Annotated in this window: 25 protein-coding genes; 3 read left to right on the forward strand and 22 right to left on the reverse strand. The window is 69.5% G+C overall.

Annotated features, from left to right (window positions below; genetic code table 11):
• Window positions 1–225 precede the first annotated feature (225 nt).
• Entirely contained in the window at window positions 226–645 is a 420-nt protein-coding gene (locus IE325_RS34965; RefSeq protein WP_190074148.1) for a hypothetical protein, read from the forward strand.
• Window positions 646–877: 232 nt separating this feature from the next.
• Here IE325_RS34965 and IE325_RS34970 read toward each other — a convergent pair whose 3' ends face one another.
• The 13 genes from IE325_RS34970 to IE325_RS35030 all read right to left on the reverse strand — a co-directional run bounded on the left by IE325_RS34970 (window position 878) and on the right by IE325_RS35030 (window position 9417).
• Window positions 878–1099, reverse strand: coding sequence for a hypothetical protein (locus IE325_RS34970; RefSeq protein ID WP_190074149.1), 222 nt, complete (start codon window positions 1097–1099; stop codon window positions 878–880).
• Between the two features lie 90 nt (window positions 1100–1189).
• Complete coding sequence (locus IE325_RS34975; RefSeq protein WP_190074150.1) at window positions 1190–2983, reverse strand: hypothetical protein; 1794 nt, start codon at window positions 2981–2983, stop codon at window positions 1190–1192.
• A gap of 289 nt (window positions 2984–3272) precedes the next feature.
• Window positions 3273–3935 (reverse strand): hypothetical protein, encoded by a 663-nt coding sequence (locus tag IE325_RS34980; protein WP_190074151.1) that lies wholly within the window; start codon window positions 3933–3935, stop codon window positions 3273–3275.
• A gap of 352 nt (window positions 3936–4287) precedes the next feature.
• Complete coding sequence (locus IE325_RS34985; RefSeq protein WP_190074152.1) at window positions 4288–4905, reverse strand: hypothetical protein; 618 nt, start codon at window positions 4903–4905, stop codon at window positions 4288–4290.
• A 368-nt stretch (window positions 4906–5273) separates the two neighbouring features.
• Window positions 5274–5855: a hypothetical protein gene (locus tag IE325_RS34990; protein ID WP_190074153.1), complete on the reverse strand. Its 582-nt coding sequence runs from the start codon at window positions 5853–5855 to the stop codon at window positions 5274–5276.
• Complete coding sequence (locus IE325_RS34995) at window positions 5852–6208, reverse strand: HNH endonuclease (protein ID WP_190074154.1); 357 nt, start codon at window positions 6206–6208, stop codon at window positions 5852–5854. The genes IE325_RS34990 and IE325_RS34995 overlap by 4 nt, the downstream gene beginning before the upstream one ends.
• Window positions 6209–6309: 101 nt before the next feature.
• On the reverse strand, window positions 6310–6789 hold the full coding sequence (locus tag IE325_RS35000; protein WP_190074155.1) for an XF1762 family protein: 480 nt from the start codon (window positions 6787–6789) through the stop codon (window positions 6310–6312).
• The gene (locus IE325_RS35005) at window positions 6786–7130 is read right to left on the reverse strand and encodes a hypothetical protein (protein ID WP_190074156.1); all 345 of its coding nucleotides are present in this window, start codon (window positions 7128–7130) and stop codon (window positions 6786–6788) included. Before IE325_RS35005 ends, IE325_RS35000 begins: the two co-directional genes overlap by 4 nt.
• Before the next feature lie 83 nt (window positions 7131–7213).
• Window positions 7214–7798 carry a hypothetical protein gene (locus tag IE325_RS35010; protein ID WP_190074157.1) on the reverse strand — a complete coding sequence of 195 codons (585 nt, stop codon included), beginning with the start codon at window positions 7796–7798 and terminating at the stop codon, window positions 7214–7216.
• 20 nt (window positions 7799–7818) lie between these two features.
• Window positions 7819–8292, reverse strand: coding sequence for a hypothetical protein (locus tag IE325_RS35015; RefSeq protein ID WP_190074158.1), 474 nt, complete (start codon window positions 8290–8292; stop codon window positions 7819–7821).
• Window positions 8293–8412: 120 nt separating this feature from the next.
• A complete protein-coding gene (locus tag IE325_RS35020) occupies window positions 8413–8559 on the reverse strand; it encodes a hypothetical protein (RefSeq protein WP_190074159.1) in 147 nt (48 codons plus the stop codon).
• The gene (locus tag IE325_RS35025; RefSeq protein ID WP_190074160.1) at window positions 8544–8765 is read right to left on the reverse strand and encodes a hypothetical protein; all 222 of its coding nucleotides are present in this window, start codon (window positions 8763–8765) and stop codon (window positions 8544–8546) included. Before IE325_RS35025 ends, IE325_RS35020 begins: the two co-directional genes overlap by 16 nt.
• Before the next feature lie 298 nt (window positions 8766–9063).
• Complete coding sequence (locus IE325_RS35030; RefSeq protein WP_190074161.1) at window positions 9064–9417, reverse strand: hypothetical protein; 354 nt, start codon at window positions 9415–9417, stop codon at window positions 9064–9066.
• A 277-nt stretch (window positions 9418–9694) separates the two neighbouring features.
• Between IE325_RS35030 and IE325_RS46335 the strand changes: the two genes are divergently transcribed.
• Window positions 9695–10192 (forward strand): DUF6233 domain-containing protein, encoded by a 498-nt coding sequence (locus tag IE325_RS46335; RefSeq protein ID WP_229912230.1) that lies wholly within the window; start codon window positions 9695–9697, stop codon window positions 10190–10192.
• 13 nt (window positions 10193–10205) lie between these two features.
• Here IE325_RS46335 and IE325_RS35040 read toward each other — a convergent pair whose 3' ends face one another.
• Both IE325_RS35040 and IE325_RS46720 read right to left on the reverse strand, forming a co-directional pair.
• Window positions 10206–10403, reverse strand: coding sequence for a hypothetical protein (locus IE325_RS35040; protein ID WP_190074162.1), 198 nt, complete (start codon window positions 10401–10403; stop codon window positions 10206–10208).
• An 82-nt stretch (window positions 10404–10485) separates the two neighbouring features.
• On the reverse strand, window positions 10486–10608 hold the full coding sequence (locus tag IE325_RS46720) for a hypothetical protein (protein ID WP_268256379.1): 123 nt from the start codon (window positions 10606–10608) through the stop codon (window positions 10486–10488).
• A 74-nt stretch (window positions 10609–10682) separates the two neighbouring features.
• Between IE325_RS46720 and IE325_RS35045 the strand changes: the two genes are divergently transcribed.
• Window positions 10683–11564 carry an IS5 family transposase gene (locus tag IE325_RS35045; protein WP_190074163.1) on the forward strand — a complete coding sequence of 294 codons (882 nt, stop codon included), beginning with the start codon at window positions 10683–10685 and terminating at the stop codon, window positions 11562–11564.
• 11 nt (window positions 11565–11575) lie between these two features.
• Here IE325_RS35045 and IE325_RS35050 read toward each other — a convergent pair whose 3' ends face one another.
• From IE325_RS35050 to IE325_RS35080, 7 genes are all read right to left on the reverse strand, one after another.
• Window positions 11576–11776 carry a hypothetical protein gene (locus IE325_RS35050; protein WP_190074164.1) on the reverse strand — a complete coding sequence of 67 codons (201 nt, stop codon included), beginning with the start codon at window positions 11774–11776 and terminating at the stop codon, window positions 11576–11578.
• Window positions 11777–11906: 130 nt separating this feature from the next.
• A complete protein-coding gene (locus IE325_RS35055; protein WP_190074165.1) occupies window positions 11907–12128 on the reverse strand; it encodes a hypothetical protein in 222 nt (73 codons plus the stop codon).
• Between the two features lie 78 nt (window positions 12129–12206).
• Window positions 12207–12635, reverse strand: a complete 429-nt coding sequence (locus IE325_RS35060) for a DUF8825 domain-containing protein (protein WP_190074166.1) — start codon at window positions 12633–12635, stop codon at window positions 12207–12209.
• Window positions 12632–12994, reverse strand: a complete 363-nt coding sequence (locus IE325_RS35065; RefSeq protein ID WP_190074167.1) for a hypothetical protein — start codon at window positions 12992–12994, stop codon at window positions 12632–12634. Before IE325_RS35065 ends, IE325_RS35060 begins: the two co-directional genes overlap by 4 nt.
• A gap of 251 nt (window positions 12995–13245) precedes the next feature.
• Window positions 13246–14619, reverse strand: a complete 1374-nt coding sequence (locus IE325_RS35070) for a DNA cytosine methyltransferase (RefSeq protein WP_229912242.1) — start codon at window positions 14617–14619, stop codon at window positions 13246–13248.
• Between the two features lie 93 nt (window positions 14620–14712).
• Complete coding sequence (locus tag IE325_RS35075) at window positions 14713–15096, reverse strand: hypothetical protein (RefSeq protein ID WP_190074169.1); 384 nt, start codon at window positions 15094–15096, stop codon at window positions 14713–14715.
• Window positions 15097–15165: 69 nt separating this feature from the next.
• Entirely contained in the window at window positions 15166–15702 is a 537-nt protein-coding gene (locus IE325_RS35080) for a hypothetical protein (RefSeq protein WP_190074170.1), read from the reverse strand.
• Window positions 15703–15704 lie beyond the last annotated feature (2 nt).

A 15704-nucleotide genomic window follows, 5' to 3' on the forward strand; every position in this document is an offset into this window, starting at 1 on the left:
CCTTCCACCTAGTGGCGGGACACTCGGCGGGTTGCCCGAGGCCGACTTCCACACGCCCACTGGCGTCCCCCTCCCGCAGCAGACAGTTGACTGGGCACAGCGGAGTACCTCCGAGCCCACAGCTCAGAGAGCTTCAGCGTGAAGACGCGACGTTAACGGGGCGCGTCGTGCACTGTTCGGCGGCTGCCTCACCTGGGGCAGCTTTCCGAACAGAAGGAATTGCTCATGACTGCCACCTCTTGGGCCCCGAAGCTCACCAACGTTGCCGGCGTCGACGGCACGACCAGCACGGGCAGGTACGTCAACGCGAACGGTGTCTGCACGTTCACCGCGCAGATCAACGCGAAGAAGGAGACCGTGTCGGCCTCCAGCGCTGGCTTCGGCCTGACCCTGCCGGTGCCGGCCGCGGTTGGCGTCCGCTACGCGTTCCAGCTCAGTCTCGACGGCCGCGACGCCGACAACGGCGTCTGGACCGGTGAGGCGGTCATCTATGCCGGATCGGACGGCACAAAGATCGACCGCATGCGCGTCACCAGCAACACGAACGGCGCTGCGGTGCTGAACACCGAGCACCTCTACGGTGACGCCGAGGGCGCCACGAATGCCGAGATCATCACCGTCACCGGTTCGTACCCGACGGCCTGATCCCACCCGCACCGCGGGGCCGATGGAGCTTCTTCCATCGGCCCCGCGGCCTTGCCTGGCGTGACCAGATGCGACGGACCTGCCTGTTCGTTCGGGGCTCCACGCATGGCGGTGCCTGGGTGAGGGGAGCTCTGGTTTTCGAGGAGTCCCAATACGGGCGGCGTCGTCGAATATGGTGGTCGTTAGCCCCGGTACTGCATCCCCCGTCGGTACCGGGGTCTGTCACGTGCCGTCAGCCGGTGGCGTAGCCATGCTGGATTCGGTCGGCGTGGCCAGCGATGGTGTCGGCGGCCTTTTCCAGGGCGATGAAGAACGGGTCGTACGCCGCGCTGAGGACCGCGTCTCGCAGGAAGTCGTCGACGGACTTGCCCGCAGCTGCCGCGGCGATCTGCACCTGGTTCTGCTCGGTGTCCGTCAGAGGCACTGCGAGGACTTGGGTCTGGGCGACGTCCATGCGAGGACCGTACCAGCGCCCTGAATACTGTCAGACGCCGTCTCGGGGCTGATCTTGGAGGTGGCCCACCATTCCCGTCACGGGGACCGACTAGTTGAGTAGTCCGCGACGGCGCGGCTGGTTGATCGGCTCCGGCTCGTACAGGGCCAGGAGGATCGCCTCGGCACGGTCGGGGGACTTCATGCCGCGCCCCTTCATCTGCTTCTTCGACTCGACGACGGAGTAGCCGCCGGCGTTCGACAGGAGCTTCGGCGTGGAGAGCTGCGCGGCTGACTTCTTGTCGATCCGGTAGCGCAGGCGGCCTTGGCCGGTGGACGGGTCGGGCTGCAGGAGACTGCGGGTGGCGAGCCACATCTCGTCACGCTTGCGGTAGGGCCGCATGACGGCGCCCGGGTCGTCCTGGGTGGGATTCTCGGACACCATCACACCGACGATCTGCGCCTTGTGCCGTCCGTTCTCGCCCCAGCGTTCGAGCATAGACACCACGCCGTGGCCGATGCCGTTCTTGTCGACCTTGACGCGGACGGGGTGCGGGGAGCGCAGGGCGTCCGCGAGACGCTGCGCTGCGTGGATCTCCTCGAGGACCTTCTCCGCGACCTTGACCTGACTGTCGTTGGCGGCCCCGGCACTCGCGTGCCGGTTCTCAATGACGTCGCCGATGGAACGAGCTATGGCGAATTCGTCGCCACCGTCGGCGGCGACGTCCACGCCCAAGCGGACCCAGGCACCTTCCTTCACGGTGTGGGTGGCGGTCTCGTCCTCCAGACCGAGGCCGCAGAGTCGGTGCCAGCCGGACCCGGTGGGGTCTTCGGCATTGATGGCGTCCTCGATCCAGGTGGGCGGGATGACGAGGCCTCCGCCTCCCTTCGGAAACTTCGCGTAGACCTTGGCAACGACGTACGGGTGATCGGGGCCGTAGGCGCGGATCGTGCGGTCGACCCAGTCCTGGTCCGGCATGTGCCGACTCAAGGTGTGCATGTCGTTCGGGTTGGGCGGGCAGTCCGTGCAGTACGGCACTCGCTCGCCCGTGATCGCCGGGGAGGTGAGCGAGGAGATCGGGATGGTGACGGTGGTCGGCTCCTCCGGGTCGTCGCCCTCGATGCACAGCTCCTCGAACCAGCTCGCCGGGTCATCCATGGAGGGGTTGCCGATCGCCAACATCGCAGCGTGTCCGCCGGTCAGGAGGTTGTTCGTGCCGTGACCAATGGTCGGCGCGATACCGCCGGCCTCGTCGACGATCAGCAGGATGTGGGCCATATGGATGCCCTGCATGGCCGCCTCGTCGTTCGCTGGCGCCGAGAAACCATACGCGGCGACGAAGTCGTGCCCCTGAGGGGTGGGCATCTTGTACTGGACCGTGTCGCAGGAGCCGGGCAGGCCCGCCCTGGGTACCACCTTGCGGATGTGAGGCCAGAGCTGCCGCTGCACCTGGCGGAAGCGGGTCGCGGTGGTGATACACAGCGCTGTGCCGACCGGGTAGACGTTGACGAACCACACAGCGGCACGCGCGGCAAGGTGGGTCTTCCCGACGCCAAAGCCGGCCGGGACGGCGACGCGCTTGTGGTCGACGAGCGCGTCCAGGACGTCGCGCTGCAAGCTCCATATGGACTCGCCGAGGACGTCCTCCACGAAGCCCGAAGGGCTGTCCCGCCACAGGCCGTACAGGGAGCCGGTGACCCGCTCGACCTCCCGCATGACGTACGAGCGCTCGCGGGCGCTGATGTCGTGCTTGAAGGCGTGGCGCCGGGCGGCGACCGGGGCGCGGAGCAGGATGTCGGCGACGTTGGAGGCGTCGCGGGAAATGACGCCCGGCTTACGAGCGCGGTGCAGCTCCTGGCGTGAGGGGGCCACGCGAAGGCGGGACGAGGGCTGCGTGCGGGACATGCCGGGAAAGGTGCGGCCCGCGAGGATCTAGTGTCGCGGCCTGGCCGAACGGTCCATGCCCAGACCGTCGGCCAGGCTGCGAAATCCGGCACTACCCATCAGGAGGCGCCACCCGGGGAACGGGATTGGCGGTGTGTGCCGGAAGTCTTGCCGGGGGCGACCCTGTTCCGGGGAGGTGGAGCAAGGGTGCCCCCGGTCTCAGGGGGTGCGTGGCTGGAGTGCTTTACCCGGGGGAGATCGGGGTCAGTAAGCCAGCCGCACCATGTAGTACGTCGAGCGCCGGATTCTGTTACGCCTTGTCCGCGGTCGGCGGACGCGTAGTCCAGACGTCCGTGATCAGTAGCGGGAAACTGGGCCGATACGGGGTACGCAGGAGTTGCTCCTGGAGGCGCCGGAGGTAGTCGCGCGAGAGTGGCGTCGGAGGGGCGACCTCGAACGGCCACACGGTCTCGGGCCTGATCCTCCCGAACGGCTTACCCGCGGCGACCCACTTGTCGATGGCCTCTCGGGCGGCCTTCCGCACTCGGGTGAGGTCCTCGGCACTCAGAGCTGGGGAGTCGAACGCGAACACGCTGGACCACTTGCCGCTGCTGTCGGTATCCCAACCGAGGGTGGCCTCGAGGCGCCGGGCCTGCCGGATGAGCTCGATCAGTGCGGCGACGGTGGAGCAGCCGGGGCAGCCACACCTCCCAGCCGCCGGCGCAGTGGACTCGCCGATGGGCTGGGGCTGTTCAACGGCGGAGGCGTTGTAGGCGGCGACGATGTCCTGTTCCTCCTCGGCCCGGGATATCGCCCGGCGGAAGACCTCCATGTCCCCCTCGACGGCGGCCCGCTCGTCTGCAGTGAGCCGGAACCAGGGCGGAAGCTCGCGGCCCTGGCTCTCAGCGATCAGGCGCCGGGTCTCGTAGAGGTGGCGGGTGAGGTTCGGCGGGAGCATCGTGCGCCTGGGCATGGAAGATCGCGTTGTCATGCCCGAGGGAACGCCAGCGGCCGAAATCTGTGACACCCCCCTTGCCGATGCTGCGAAGCCGGATGCCGCTCGACGCTTAGCGATCACCAGCACGCGCCGATGCCTGAGCGAAGCGAAGGCATCGGAACCTACTTAATGGTGGTACTTGATCTTGTTACTAAAGGGGCCCAGTTCTCCGGAAGCCGGAACTCTGGCGACCCGTAAACCGGCGACCGGAAACCCGTCTCCGGTGACCGGGGACCGAAAACCCGTCTCCGGTCTGACCAGCGGTGGGGCAACAAGAAGACCGGCCCCTGATGGAACTGGGGCCGGTCATTGTCGGGCGGGCGGTGCCTTACAGTCCGTGGCGCTTCCGGGCCGCAGCCCGCTGCTTGTAGATCAAATCCCGGTGCACGCCGACGTGTTCGGCGATCTGGTCGGGCGTCCAGCCGTAAGGCTCCTGCGACAGGGCGAGCACCGCCTCCTGCATGAAGCGCACGGCGAGCTCGCGGCGGGCCCGCGCGGCGTACACGATCGGGGCGACCTCGAGGAGCTTCGCCTCGGCATCCTTGATCTGCTTGACGCGCAGCTCCTTGCCGAGCTTGGCGAGCGCCTCGTTGGACTGCACTTCCGGCAGCGGGTGCTTCTTGTCCCCGTACACCACACGGGCGATGGCACCGCGGTACCCCATGGTCGACAGGCCTGCGGTGCGGGCCAGGCCGAGGCGCGGCTCGTAGAACCACAGGTGTGCGAGTGCCCGGTCCCGCTCGTCCAGGTACGCGCCGAGCTCCGCATCGGCCTGCTCGACGATCCCCCAGGCCTTCACGACCAAGCCGTCGGGGCGGGCGGCGACCAGGTCCTCGGGCCGCTGGAGGCCGAGGCCCTTGAGGACCTCCTGCTCGGCGGTCTCGTCGATCTGGGCATAGTCCGGGGCCTGGATGCGTGGGCCGTACGTGATCCCAGCCTTGGGCATGGTCGCTATTCTCCGTCCGACTGAGGCGCGGTCTTGCGCCGGCGTGCGGAGACCCGGGTAAACCCATGCCTCCACAACGGCGAGAACAGTACACCAAGGTAAATGCCGGTGTCAGGGATGCTGTGACGGTACGGGCACTGACCTGCAGCGGAGCGCGGCGAACGCGAAGCCGGCCACAACCACGACAGGGCCGTGCGCGTCGCGCATATAGCGCTGCCCGGGAGCTGGGTTACAGGGGGTGTCGGTGGCTGCGATCCGCCCAAAGCCGATCCCCGGGCCCTGCGGGATCCGTACAGCCCACAGCATGAACGGGCCCAGGCAGAGGCATCGCGGGGAGCGAATGCGGCGCTGCAACGTGATGCGCGGACTCATGAGCGCCAATCCACCTTCCCGGCGAGGCCCTCGGCCTTGTCGCGTTTGAACTCGGCCCACTCCTCGCGCCGCATCAAGGCGAACGCACCCATGCCCACGCGGCCGATCACCATGCCGAGGCCGGCCTTCGGACCGGTCCGGTCCTTGCCGTGCAGCATCCAACCGATGCCGACAACCGGCGCCGGTGACGTCGGCGGTATGCGCCACATGCCGACGGTGAACCGGCCGAAGTCCAGGAAGTGCGTGCGCCGGACGGACAGCAGTAGCGCGACGAAGAAGCCAGCGGCCGCGGCCGGCGAGAGGTACCGCCAAAGTCCCGCGGTGAGCCACAGGTACATGGCCCACTCGAGGATGCGGAGCGCCCTCGAGGTGGTCCAGATCGGCGGGCAGTAGCGGACGGTGCCGGGGAGGATCTCGTGCTCGAAAACGCTGTCCTCGTCCTTCCACGAGACGTGTGACCTCGACTTCTTGGAGTGCGACGCCTTGTGAGAGCCCTTGTGCTGGGTGATGCGCTGGCACTGCCACCGGTTCTCGGTGTAGCCGGTCGGCCGGGCTGGGCACTGAAGACGTCGCTTCATCGGGTGGCCGCCACGCTCCTGGAGCGGACGCCGTCCGGGGTGAGCCGGTACTCGCGGCCATCGGCGTACAGCACCAGGACCTCGCCGGGGAGCTCCGGCCGGCGCACCTTCCACCCACGCTCGTACGACTTCCGCGGGTTGTCCTCGAACCAGCCGTTGCACACGGTGCAGACGAGCAGCAGGTTGTGGGCCTGGTTGATCCACTCCTCGCGGGCGCCGCCCATGCCGCGGTTCACGCGGTGGTGGATCGTCAGGTGGTGCCGCGTTCCGCAGCGCACGCACACACCGCCGTCGCGGTCATGGACGATCGCCTTCACTGCGTCGGTGGGGCCGGTTCGCCGTCGTGCCTTCACAGCACTGGTCTCCTCGCCTGCCCCGGGCGCCGGACCGCGTCGTTCACGGTCCTGGTGGGCGCGCCCGGGGCGAGGCGGGGAGATTGAACGGCGGCCGCGTCTTACGTCGCGTCGGCCGACTGCGCCTCCCACAGGGTGCGCGCCACGTTCTCCGTGCCCTGCGCCGTGCGGGGGCGGCTCGCGCAGCTCCATCCGGGCCGGGGGCGGCGTTGTGCCACCACCGTCCAGCCGGCCGCGCGCAGGCTCGCGCCGGTCTCGCCTTCCTGCGTGTACGTGATCAGCCGCGTGTATCCCAACGCTTTCGCGGCTCGCCAGGCTGCTCCGTACAACAAGCTGTTGGCGTTACGTACGCCGTCCGTCGCGGTCCGGGTGACCTCGAGCGTTTGGCCGTCGTCGAAGTGCCGGGCCACGGGACGGCCGACTATGGCCACGGCGCGCAGTACGCCGTCTTGGTCAGCGGCCCCCACGGTGAACACCGCCCCAAGCGGCGGCTTGTGGTGCCGGTGCCACTCGGCAACGAACGCCTTGGCGTCCTTCTGCCGGACTGGCACCAGGTGCAGCCGTGTCTCCTCCGTGCTCATCGCCGGGGCGCGTCCAGGAGCTCATGCATCTGCGCCCAGGTGGCGACGCCCAGGATGTCCTCGGCGAACCCGGCGAGAGTGTCGACCCACAGGGCGTACGGCGTGCCGTGGCGCAGGTACGACAGGACCAGAAGGTCACACAGGATGTGGTCGTCGAGGATCGCGATCGTGGCGCGCCGGTCGGCGGCGGGCGCCGTGGTCAGGTGCTCGAGCTGGTCCAGGCGGGCGAGCCAGTCGGGCACGGAGGTCGTGGCCTTGCACAGGCCGGAGTCGACGATGTTCCGGGCGCGGACGGCAAGCGAGGCGAACCGGGTACGGGGCGGCGCGGCGGTCGTGACCATGGCCGCGGACCGTAGGCACGGGCCCGCTTAGCGTCGCGCCGTGAGGTGACGTGACGTGAAACGGCAGCTCAGGCCGTGTCACGTCACTCGCCGGGGTCCTCGAAGCCGAGGGCCACCTGAGCCTCGCGACGGAACCGCGCATACGCCGGCTGCTTGAGTTCACTTCGCGGCTGGAAGTCGGTCATGCGGTGTGCGGGCGGCCGCCCTTCGCCAGGGAGCAGCGCACTGCACATGTTGGTGAGAACGATGCTGAGCTCGCTCGCAGCCTCCGCAACGCGCCTCGAGCCGGTCAACTCGATCCGGTCCGCAGCGCGCATCACGGCCTGGTCCCCGTCGTCCATGTGCCGCCACTCGTCGGGGTCGATCGTGGATTCCCGCTCGACTCGGGCGGAGAGGGACTCGAGACGCACGCTCAAGGCGTCGACGGCTTCCAGGAAAGCAACGTAGGCCTGCTGCCGTTGCTCCCGGCGCCATCGTTCCCGTTCGAATTCGTGCTGGTGAAAGGTCTGCTCGATCGCGGTGTCCGCGGCGCGCTTGGCGCCCCACACAGCCGCTATGGCACCCACAGCGGCGCCCAAGAGCCCGAACACGGCGGGCAGTAGTACGTCCAGCATGGCGGCGATTCTGCCGGGCAGGTGAGGTGACGCGATACGGATCCGGGGCACCACGTCACCTCTCCTCTGCCGGGTCAGGCCGCGCGGTGCTCGGCGAGCGCCTGCTCGAGGGCGTCGAGGATCGTCACGATGTCGTCGATCTTCACGTAGGCGATCCCGAAGGTGACGGTCCCGTCGTCGTGGACGTCGAATTCGTACTCGCTGTACGTCTGCTCGTCCTCGTAGTGGTACTGGCCGGGCTCGGCCTCGGCGAATCCGCCGGGGCCCTCGTCGAACCAGTTGGCGCCCCACGTCTCCTTCAGGGCTTGACCGACGGCGGCCTTGGGGACGCGTTCGAACTCGATCGTGGCGCGGCCGTGGTCGTCGAGGCACACCTTCCCTTCGCCCTCGCCGGGCTTGTTCCAGCGCAGGGTGGGGCCGAAGCACTGGCATTTCTCGGCGGGGGTGAGGGCGGGGAACGCCGCGGTGAACGCCTGCTGAGCGGCGGACTGCTGGTCTCCCCAGGCCATCACCCAGTCGTGCATGGCCTTCATGACGTGCGGTTGCACGCTGCTCCCTTCCGCCTGGGGCGCGGGGCCACCAGGCGGCGGCCGCGGGGCGCGCCACGGGCAAGGGGCGCACCCTGCACGTTGTGGAGGTTTTGTGTCCGCTGCCGGGTTACTGGGCGGTCACTGCGCGCCGGCGGGGGAGGTGACGCGGTCGCACGACTCGTACAGCGAGAACCACTCCTCCGGCTCGTCGGTCGTGCCGCCCAGGGCGACCAGGCGGATCCCGCCGTACGCGTTATCGGCGAGGAGCGTCATGGTGGCGCGCATGTCCGGTCGGCGATCCGGTCCGCGTCGGCGACGACGGCGACGTACTGCAGGAGCCCGCCCATGCTGTCGGGGGTGGTGTTCCACACGGCGAACGCCATGATGTGCTGCGGGCCATCGAGGTCGTCGGCCCAACAGGCGCTCCGCTGGAGGCCGAGGCGGCCGGGCAGGCGGGCGTTGTCGATGAACCGGGCGAGGATGCGCCACACACTGGCCGACGTCGACCGGTAGGGGGCGAAGGAGACGGCGAATGGTTGGTGTCCCGGGCGACGTCGAGCACACCGAACACGATCGCAACGAGCAGATTGGCCAGGAGCAGGGCCAGGATCACGCGGTTGTAGCGCACGCATCGGCAGCCTTCCGCGACGAGCTCGACACTCTCGAGCTCCGCCGAACACGGGGAACTGCACGGGTTCATTCTGGGGGCGGCGTCAGACACTGGGGGCCTTCCGTGGTGGGTACCGGGGCGCCGGACGGTGTCCGACCCGGGCGCCTTACGTCGCCGCGTCACTTGATCCGGACGGGCAGAGCCGCGGGAACCTTCACGGCGGGTGCCGCCGGAGCCTTCGGTGCGGCGGGCGCCTTCACGGCCGGGGCCTTCGGCTGCTTCTGCGCGCTGCTCCCGGAGTTGTTGGTACCGGCGACCGCTGCGCCTCCGGAGCCGTACGGCAGGCACGTCACAGGGTTGAGCACACCCGCGGCGCCCGCGGGGCACGAGACGGAACGGTCGCTGTCGTCGTCGACGTCGGCGACCAGGAGCGCGAACAGCACCACCAGGCCGAACACGAGGACGCCGACCGCAATGGCGATGACGAAGCGGGACGTGCGGTCGTTCGGCAGGGACGGGAACTGGGTCTTCACGGCGTGGCCTTCCGAGGCGGAGTGATGAGGCCGCGGATCGTGGAGGCCGAACGGGTCTTGCGTCGCGCGGTGCCCAATTGGGGTTGCCCGTACGGGTCCCGGCCGGCCACGCTGTGATCACGCACGGCGCTGCGCACCACTGGACGTGAGGCGGGGCAGGCCCGCGGGCCCGCCATGATCACCGCCTTGGTGCCACCGAGGGGTTCGAGTCCCCTGCAAGCGCCGTGCGTCCGTTCTTGCCGCCGGGCTGTCAGGAATCCGGGCCTATCGTGGCCGCATGCCCTCCACCGATCCGACTCCGCCCGAAGTACGGGTGATCCTCCCGGACCGCCAGGAGGTGCGGGGGTACCTCCACGAGCGTCGGCAGTGGCCGCGCGGCGGATGGATGTACCAGGTGGGCATCCCTGTGTGGGCCAACATTGAGGGCGAGGGCATCGAAGCCCGCGAGTATCGGGTGTGGCTGATTCCGGGTGAGCAGGTCCAACCCATCGACGGCGTCTCCTACGACCAGGTCCCGAAGTACGCGCTCCCCAAAGAGGGCACCAGCGAGCCGGACGAGAACCGATGGGGCTGGAAGGTACAGCGGATCCGTCCCCGTGACGGCCGCCCTGGCGCCGTGATCATGCACGTCTGGGACTGCCCCGACGCCCCCGCGGGCGACTCCGAGATTGACGTGCACGAGGCTCTCGACTTCATGCGCTCGACGGCTGGGGCAGTGCTGTGCAAAGAGTGCGACGCGGCAATCGCCCTCGGGCCGCTCCTGCCCCCGTCGTGACCTCAGCGAGGGGCTACAGGTAGGTGATCTGCAGCTCCGCGGCCAGGACGTCGCCGACGAGCGGTGTGTCCGTGAGCAGCGCGCGGACGGGGCGGCCGTCGACCTCGAGCGGGACGACGGAACCGGCCGGGGCCGGGCTGGTGAAGGTGATACGGCGGTCGCCGAACAGTGGGCCGGGGTTGATCACCAGGTAGGTGCGGACGGAGTCCATGGGGTGGCCTCTCGAGCGGGGGCGCGCCCCGTACGGGCCGCCCTGTACCCCTTACGCGGCCGCGCCCCCCGGCCGGACAGGACTACCGGGGCGGCTCCTCGCCGGCGATCCGGTCGAGGTCGACGTCGAGGGCGGCAAGGTCCGGCTGCTCGAGAAGCTCGGTCATGGCGGCCTCGCGCATCTCCGGCTGGTAGGCCGCGGTCACCTCGTCCGCGGTGACGCCTAGGCAGTGTCCGATGGGTCTGGTGACTGAGCAGCGTCCATGTCGTTCGGTCTCTCATGGGATGGGGTGATTTATCCGACGCTGAGTGGGCTCGGCTGAAGCCGCACCTGCCACGGAACGTCGGGCGGGGCGGGCGGTGGAAGAGCCACCGCAGGGTGATCAACGGCATTCTCTTCCGCCAGCGCACCGGTATCCCATGGCGGGATCTGCCGCCACGGTTCGGGAAGTGGAAAACGGTCTATGACAGGCATCGCCGCTGGTCGGCGGACGGTACTTGGGACAGGATCCTGCAAGCCGTCCAGGCTGACGCCGATGCGGAGGGCAGGATCGACTGGACCATGGTCGGTGTTGACTCGACGTCCTGCCGGGCCCACCAGCACGCCGCCGGCGCTCGTGCACGCCCACCAAGCGTTCCGGGCCGATGCAGTCGGCCTGCTCAGCACCGCGACGACGAGGCCCTGGGCCGGTCCAGGGGCGGTCTGACCTGCAAGATCCATCTGGCCAGCGAGGGGGGTCGACGCCCCCTCGCATTCGTGATCACGCCAGGGCAGTGGGGTGATGCCCCGCAGCTGATACCCGTGCTCGAACGCATCCGTGTCCCCCGCCCTGGCGGAGGACACCCGCGAACGCGGCCCGACCATGTCGGTGGCGACAAGGCGTACAGCTCCCGCCGCAACCGGAGCTACCTACGACGTCGCCACATCAGGCACACCATCCCCGAACGCAAAGACCAACGGGCCAACCGCCAGCGCCGAGGCAGCGCAGGCGGCCGGCCCACCGGATTCGACAAAACGATGTACAAGCGCCGCAATGAGGTAGAACGAACGATCAACCAGCTCAAGAGCTTCCGCGCGGTGGCGACCCGCTTCGACAAGCGGGCCTACACCTTCCACGGCACCGTCACCGTCGCCGCTGTCCGGCTATGGCTCCGCCAGTGACCACCTGGCAGTCACGGCTTCAGCAGCTCCGGTAGGCACCCGGGGAGGTTGGTGAGAATATCCATGGGATTGTCGAACGAACCCATCACACAGGTCACGGCGCCTTCGATATTCCTGGGTGCGGCGGAGGGCGCAGGGGCGGCACTAGCAGGGGTGACCAGCACCCCGAGGAACACGATAGCTCCAACGGCAACAGCAACGGTGCGACGCATGAACGCCCCTTCATTTAAGGAGTCTTGGGTGAGCTATGCCTTTCCACGGGTGACGATCTGCACGCTCCGTATGCCCCATGTGGGTTTGCTGTATCGATCCACCATCCTTCTGTTCGAAGGCGCCACGCGCTCAGAGAGACGCACTCCTTACACCTGGCTGGCGTCTTTGCCACCTGACCCGTCGGACACGCCCTAGGCCGCGGGCGAGCTGGGCGGTCTGCGCGTCGTCGAGTCCGTTCGTCGCGGCGATGGCGGCCCAGACGTGAAGCGTCTTCTGCGCGCGCTCGTCCAACTCCCAGCCCATGGCGCGGGCGTGGCGGCACATCCAGTCGTAGAACGACTCCGTGGTCATCGGTCTCCGATCTCTGGCGAGCGGGGCGGGCGCGGAGTCAACGATCTCGCGGGCTCGGGGGCGATGGGCGGGATTCCGTCAGGCAGCGGTGCCGACGTCGTCGCGGGCCAGGGGGACGGCACCGTTCGCGGTCTTGAGGGCCTGGCGGACGGCGACCAGGTCCGCGCCCTGGACACCGTGGTCCCGGCAGGTCTTCCACCAGCCGTGCGTCTGGACGGCGGCCGTCGCTTCCCGCAGCTCCTCCCACAGCTTGTCGTACGCCTCGGCGTCGGCGGGGTCCCAGCCGGGGGAGGCCTCGCGGCCGGCTTGCTCCCGGCCTCGGTCGGTCACCTCCGGCCACCCGTCGTGAGGCTCACGGGACCAGGGGAGGCGGGCCTGGAGGGCGTGGAGCTCGGCGTACAGCTCGGCGGCCCGGTGCTGGGCGTCTCGCAGCTTCTGGGGGAAGTCGCGGGGGTTGAACTTCTCCTCCTCGGCGGAGGCCTGCTCGGGGGCGGGGGCGGGGCTCATGCTTCGGAGCCTAGTTCGAGTGACCGACAGTGCTCCGGCTCCGGCCCGTTGCGCATCGCGGCGTCGGCGCGCGCCAGGGCGTCGGACACCGCGTCGCCCAGCGGGGCCGGTTCGTGCACGGTGATGGTCGGCTCGAGGCGGTCCACCAGGGCGGCGGCGAGGTGGTTGCGCAGGGTCCGCTCGTAGTCGGCGCGGAGCTGCGGGTCACGGTCGATGTAGCGCCAGGCGGCGAGGTCTATCTGCTGCTGGACGGTGACCTCCTCGCCGTCCACGGCGACCGTGGCGGTCAGGATGACGAACGGCCCGAACGGGTTGAAGGCGGCGCCGTACACGGGGCCGGACGGCTCGAGGGTGCTCATGCTCGGGGAACGGCGCGCGGCGGTGGCCTGTTACAGCCACCCAGTACGGGGCGCGCCCCTGGGCCCCCTCGAGCGCCTGGGCGAGCTCGAGGAACGCCTCGGCGGCCTCCGCGATCCGGCGGGAGGCGTCGGCCCAGCGCGTGGTCTCGTCGGTCATGCCCGGGGGAACGGCGGGCGGCGAGCGGCTGTTACAGGCCCGGGAACGGCGGCGGCCCCGCCGGGGAGTGGCGGGGGCCCGGACGCCCTGGGGGCTACGTGACGAGCTCGTAGTCGTCTGGGGCGAGCATGTCGTCCATGTCGTAGAGCTGGGCGATGTAGTCGCGCACCAGGGCCTCGCCGAGGGCGCCGAACATGCCGGACAAGACGATGGCGGCCATGATCGGGGAGACAACGTCGGCGGCCTGCTGGAAGGCCGAGGTGCGGCTGCCCTGCCAGGGGTAGGAGCGGCGGAATCCGACGAGGAGTCCGGCCTCCGCCTCGGTGAGCCGCTGGCCGTCGCTCTCGCGCTTCCAGGTGCGGGACTTGCCGGTGAGGCACCAGGACGGGCCGTCGGCGGAGAAGCAGTTCCCGCCCTTGGCGCGGCCGGTCTTCGGGTCGACGGGCCGCGTGCCGCGCGTGTTGACGCGCTCGCCGGGCTGCCAGCCGAGGGCCTGAGCCATGGACGTCGCGGGGAGCGGCCGGATGCGGCGGGTGACGGTGGGGTTGTAGGTGCGGGAGGCGATCATGTAAACGCGCTTGCGGCGGGAGGGCAGGCCGTAGTCGGCGGCCTCCATGATTTCGCGGCTGGTGTAGAACCACTCAGCGGTCGAGAACTCGCACGACAGGTCGTCGAGGATCTCCTCGGGCAGGTTGCTGGACTGCTCCATGGCCATCCAGCGGATCGGCGCACCGGCGGCCTGCAGGGCGAGCGGCCAGATGACGACCTCCAGCATCAGGGCAATGCGAGGGTCGCTGACTTCGGCGGCCATCTCGCGGACCTCGTCCCAGGTGGCGCCGGAGCGCGGGGCGAAGCCGTCGCCGTGGCATCCCTTGCCGTCCGGGTCGTCCGGGTCACAGCCGCATTCGTCGTCGTAGTCGTTGTGGTGCCACTCCATGGGGATGAACCCGGCGGCCTCGCCGACGTAGGCGATGGCGTCACACAGGATCTGGATGTTGCCCTGCTCCAGGCCGGACAGCTTGCCTGCCGGGGAGAAGGTGGGGCACGGCGGGCTGATGATGACGGCCACGGTGTGGCGCAGCGCGATGTGCTCGGGGTCCAGGGTGGTGATGTCGGCGCAGATGCGGCGGTGTCCGGCGGCGCGGGCGGTGGCGCAGGCGTCGGCGGAGATGTCCACGCCGACGGCGTCGACAGCAACGCCGAGGACGGCGGCGATGCCCTCCGACCAACCGCCGGGGCCAGCAAAGAGCTCAACGACTCGGATCGGGTCGCCCGGGAGCGGGGCGAGGAGCCACTCGGCGGGCCACGGGTTCGCGGCGGCCTCGAGGACGGCGTACACCTTCGGCGGGATCGGGCGACCGGCCTTGCGGGCGAGGGTGGCGACGTGCACGGCGGTGGCGACCGCTGGGGGCAGGATCTGCATCTGGTGTTCCTCTTCTTCGCTGGTTCCGTTGGCGGTGCTCTCCACCAACACGCCGAATGGTACACCAAGGTAAATACATTGGGTGGGGAACTGGGAAAACGCACAAACCATTGCCCTGGGCTGTGCGTTCCCGGTAGGTCAGGCGAACGTTGCGGCGCGCGCCTCGGCCTCGAGCAACTCGGCCGCCGTGACGACGTCGGCCCGCAGGTCGACCCCGGCGAGCCTGAGCGCCTCGAGCAACTCCCCGACGGTCGGGTCATGGCCCTGGTCGGTGGCGGCCACGTGCCCGGCGACCTTCTCGCGCATGGTGAGTAGCTCGGTCTCGACGGCCAACAGCCGGCGCAGCAGCATCGGCAGCGCGGTGCGGGAGTAGTTGCCGAGTCCCTCGGTCGTCTGACGCCCGGCGATTGTGTCGGCGTGCACCTCGGCGGCGTCCAGGGCGAGGGGGAACGACGGCGGGGTGGCGGGGCGCAGCATGCGGTCCAGCTCGGCGAGCAGTTCGGGTGTGGCGGGGGTCAGCACAGGGTGGCTCCGGTTCGGGGAGGGGTGCGCCCGGGGCGGTACGGGCCCCGGGCGCGGCAGGACGGGGGGTCAGATCACTTCGCCCCGCACGGTCGGCGGCTCGACGTGGTCGTCCGGCTCGCACAGCGGCCCGTGCTCCGGGCAGTGCTCGGCGGCCAGCGGGAGGCCCAGCGGCGTACGCCCTCCCTGGTTCTCCGCCTTGATCTCCTCGTCCGTCCGGAACTCCTCCGGCAGGAAGTCGAGCAGGTCGTACCGGGCGAGTTCGTCGATGCGCCGCACAAGCTCGAGGACCTCCTCCGGCTTCCGGGGGTCGATGTCACCCCAGAGGGCGGCCAGGTCCTCCGGGACGTCCGGCAGCCGGTCGGACGCCAGGTCGTACGGGTTGAGCTCCCGCACGATCTCGCCCTGGGCGTCGCGTACGGAGTCCAGCTCGACGGTTTCGTCGTCGTAGTCGCCGATCGGCCGCTTGAGGACCAGGTACGCGCCGGTAGGGAACTGGCGGTGCAGCGTCACGGATACCAGGGACAGCGTCTGTACGGCGGCGGCCCGCGCCTGGGCCATGGCGTCGTCGAAGGCGGAGAACGGGGTCAGGTTGGCGGTGGTCACGA

The sequence above is a fragment of the Streptomyces lanatus genome (assembly GCF_014655715.1).
Lineage (GTDB): Bacteria > Actinomycetota > Actinomycetes > Streptomycetales > Streptomycetaceae > Streptomyces > Streptomyces lanatus.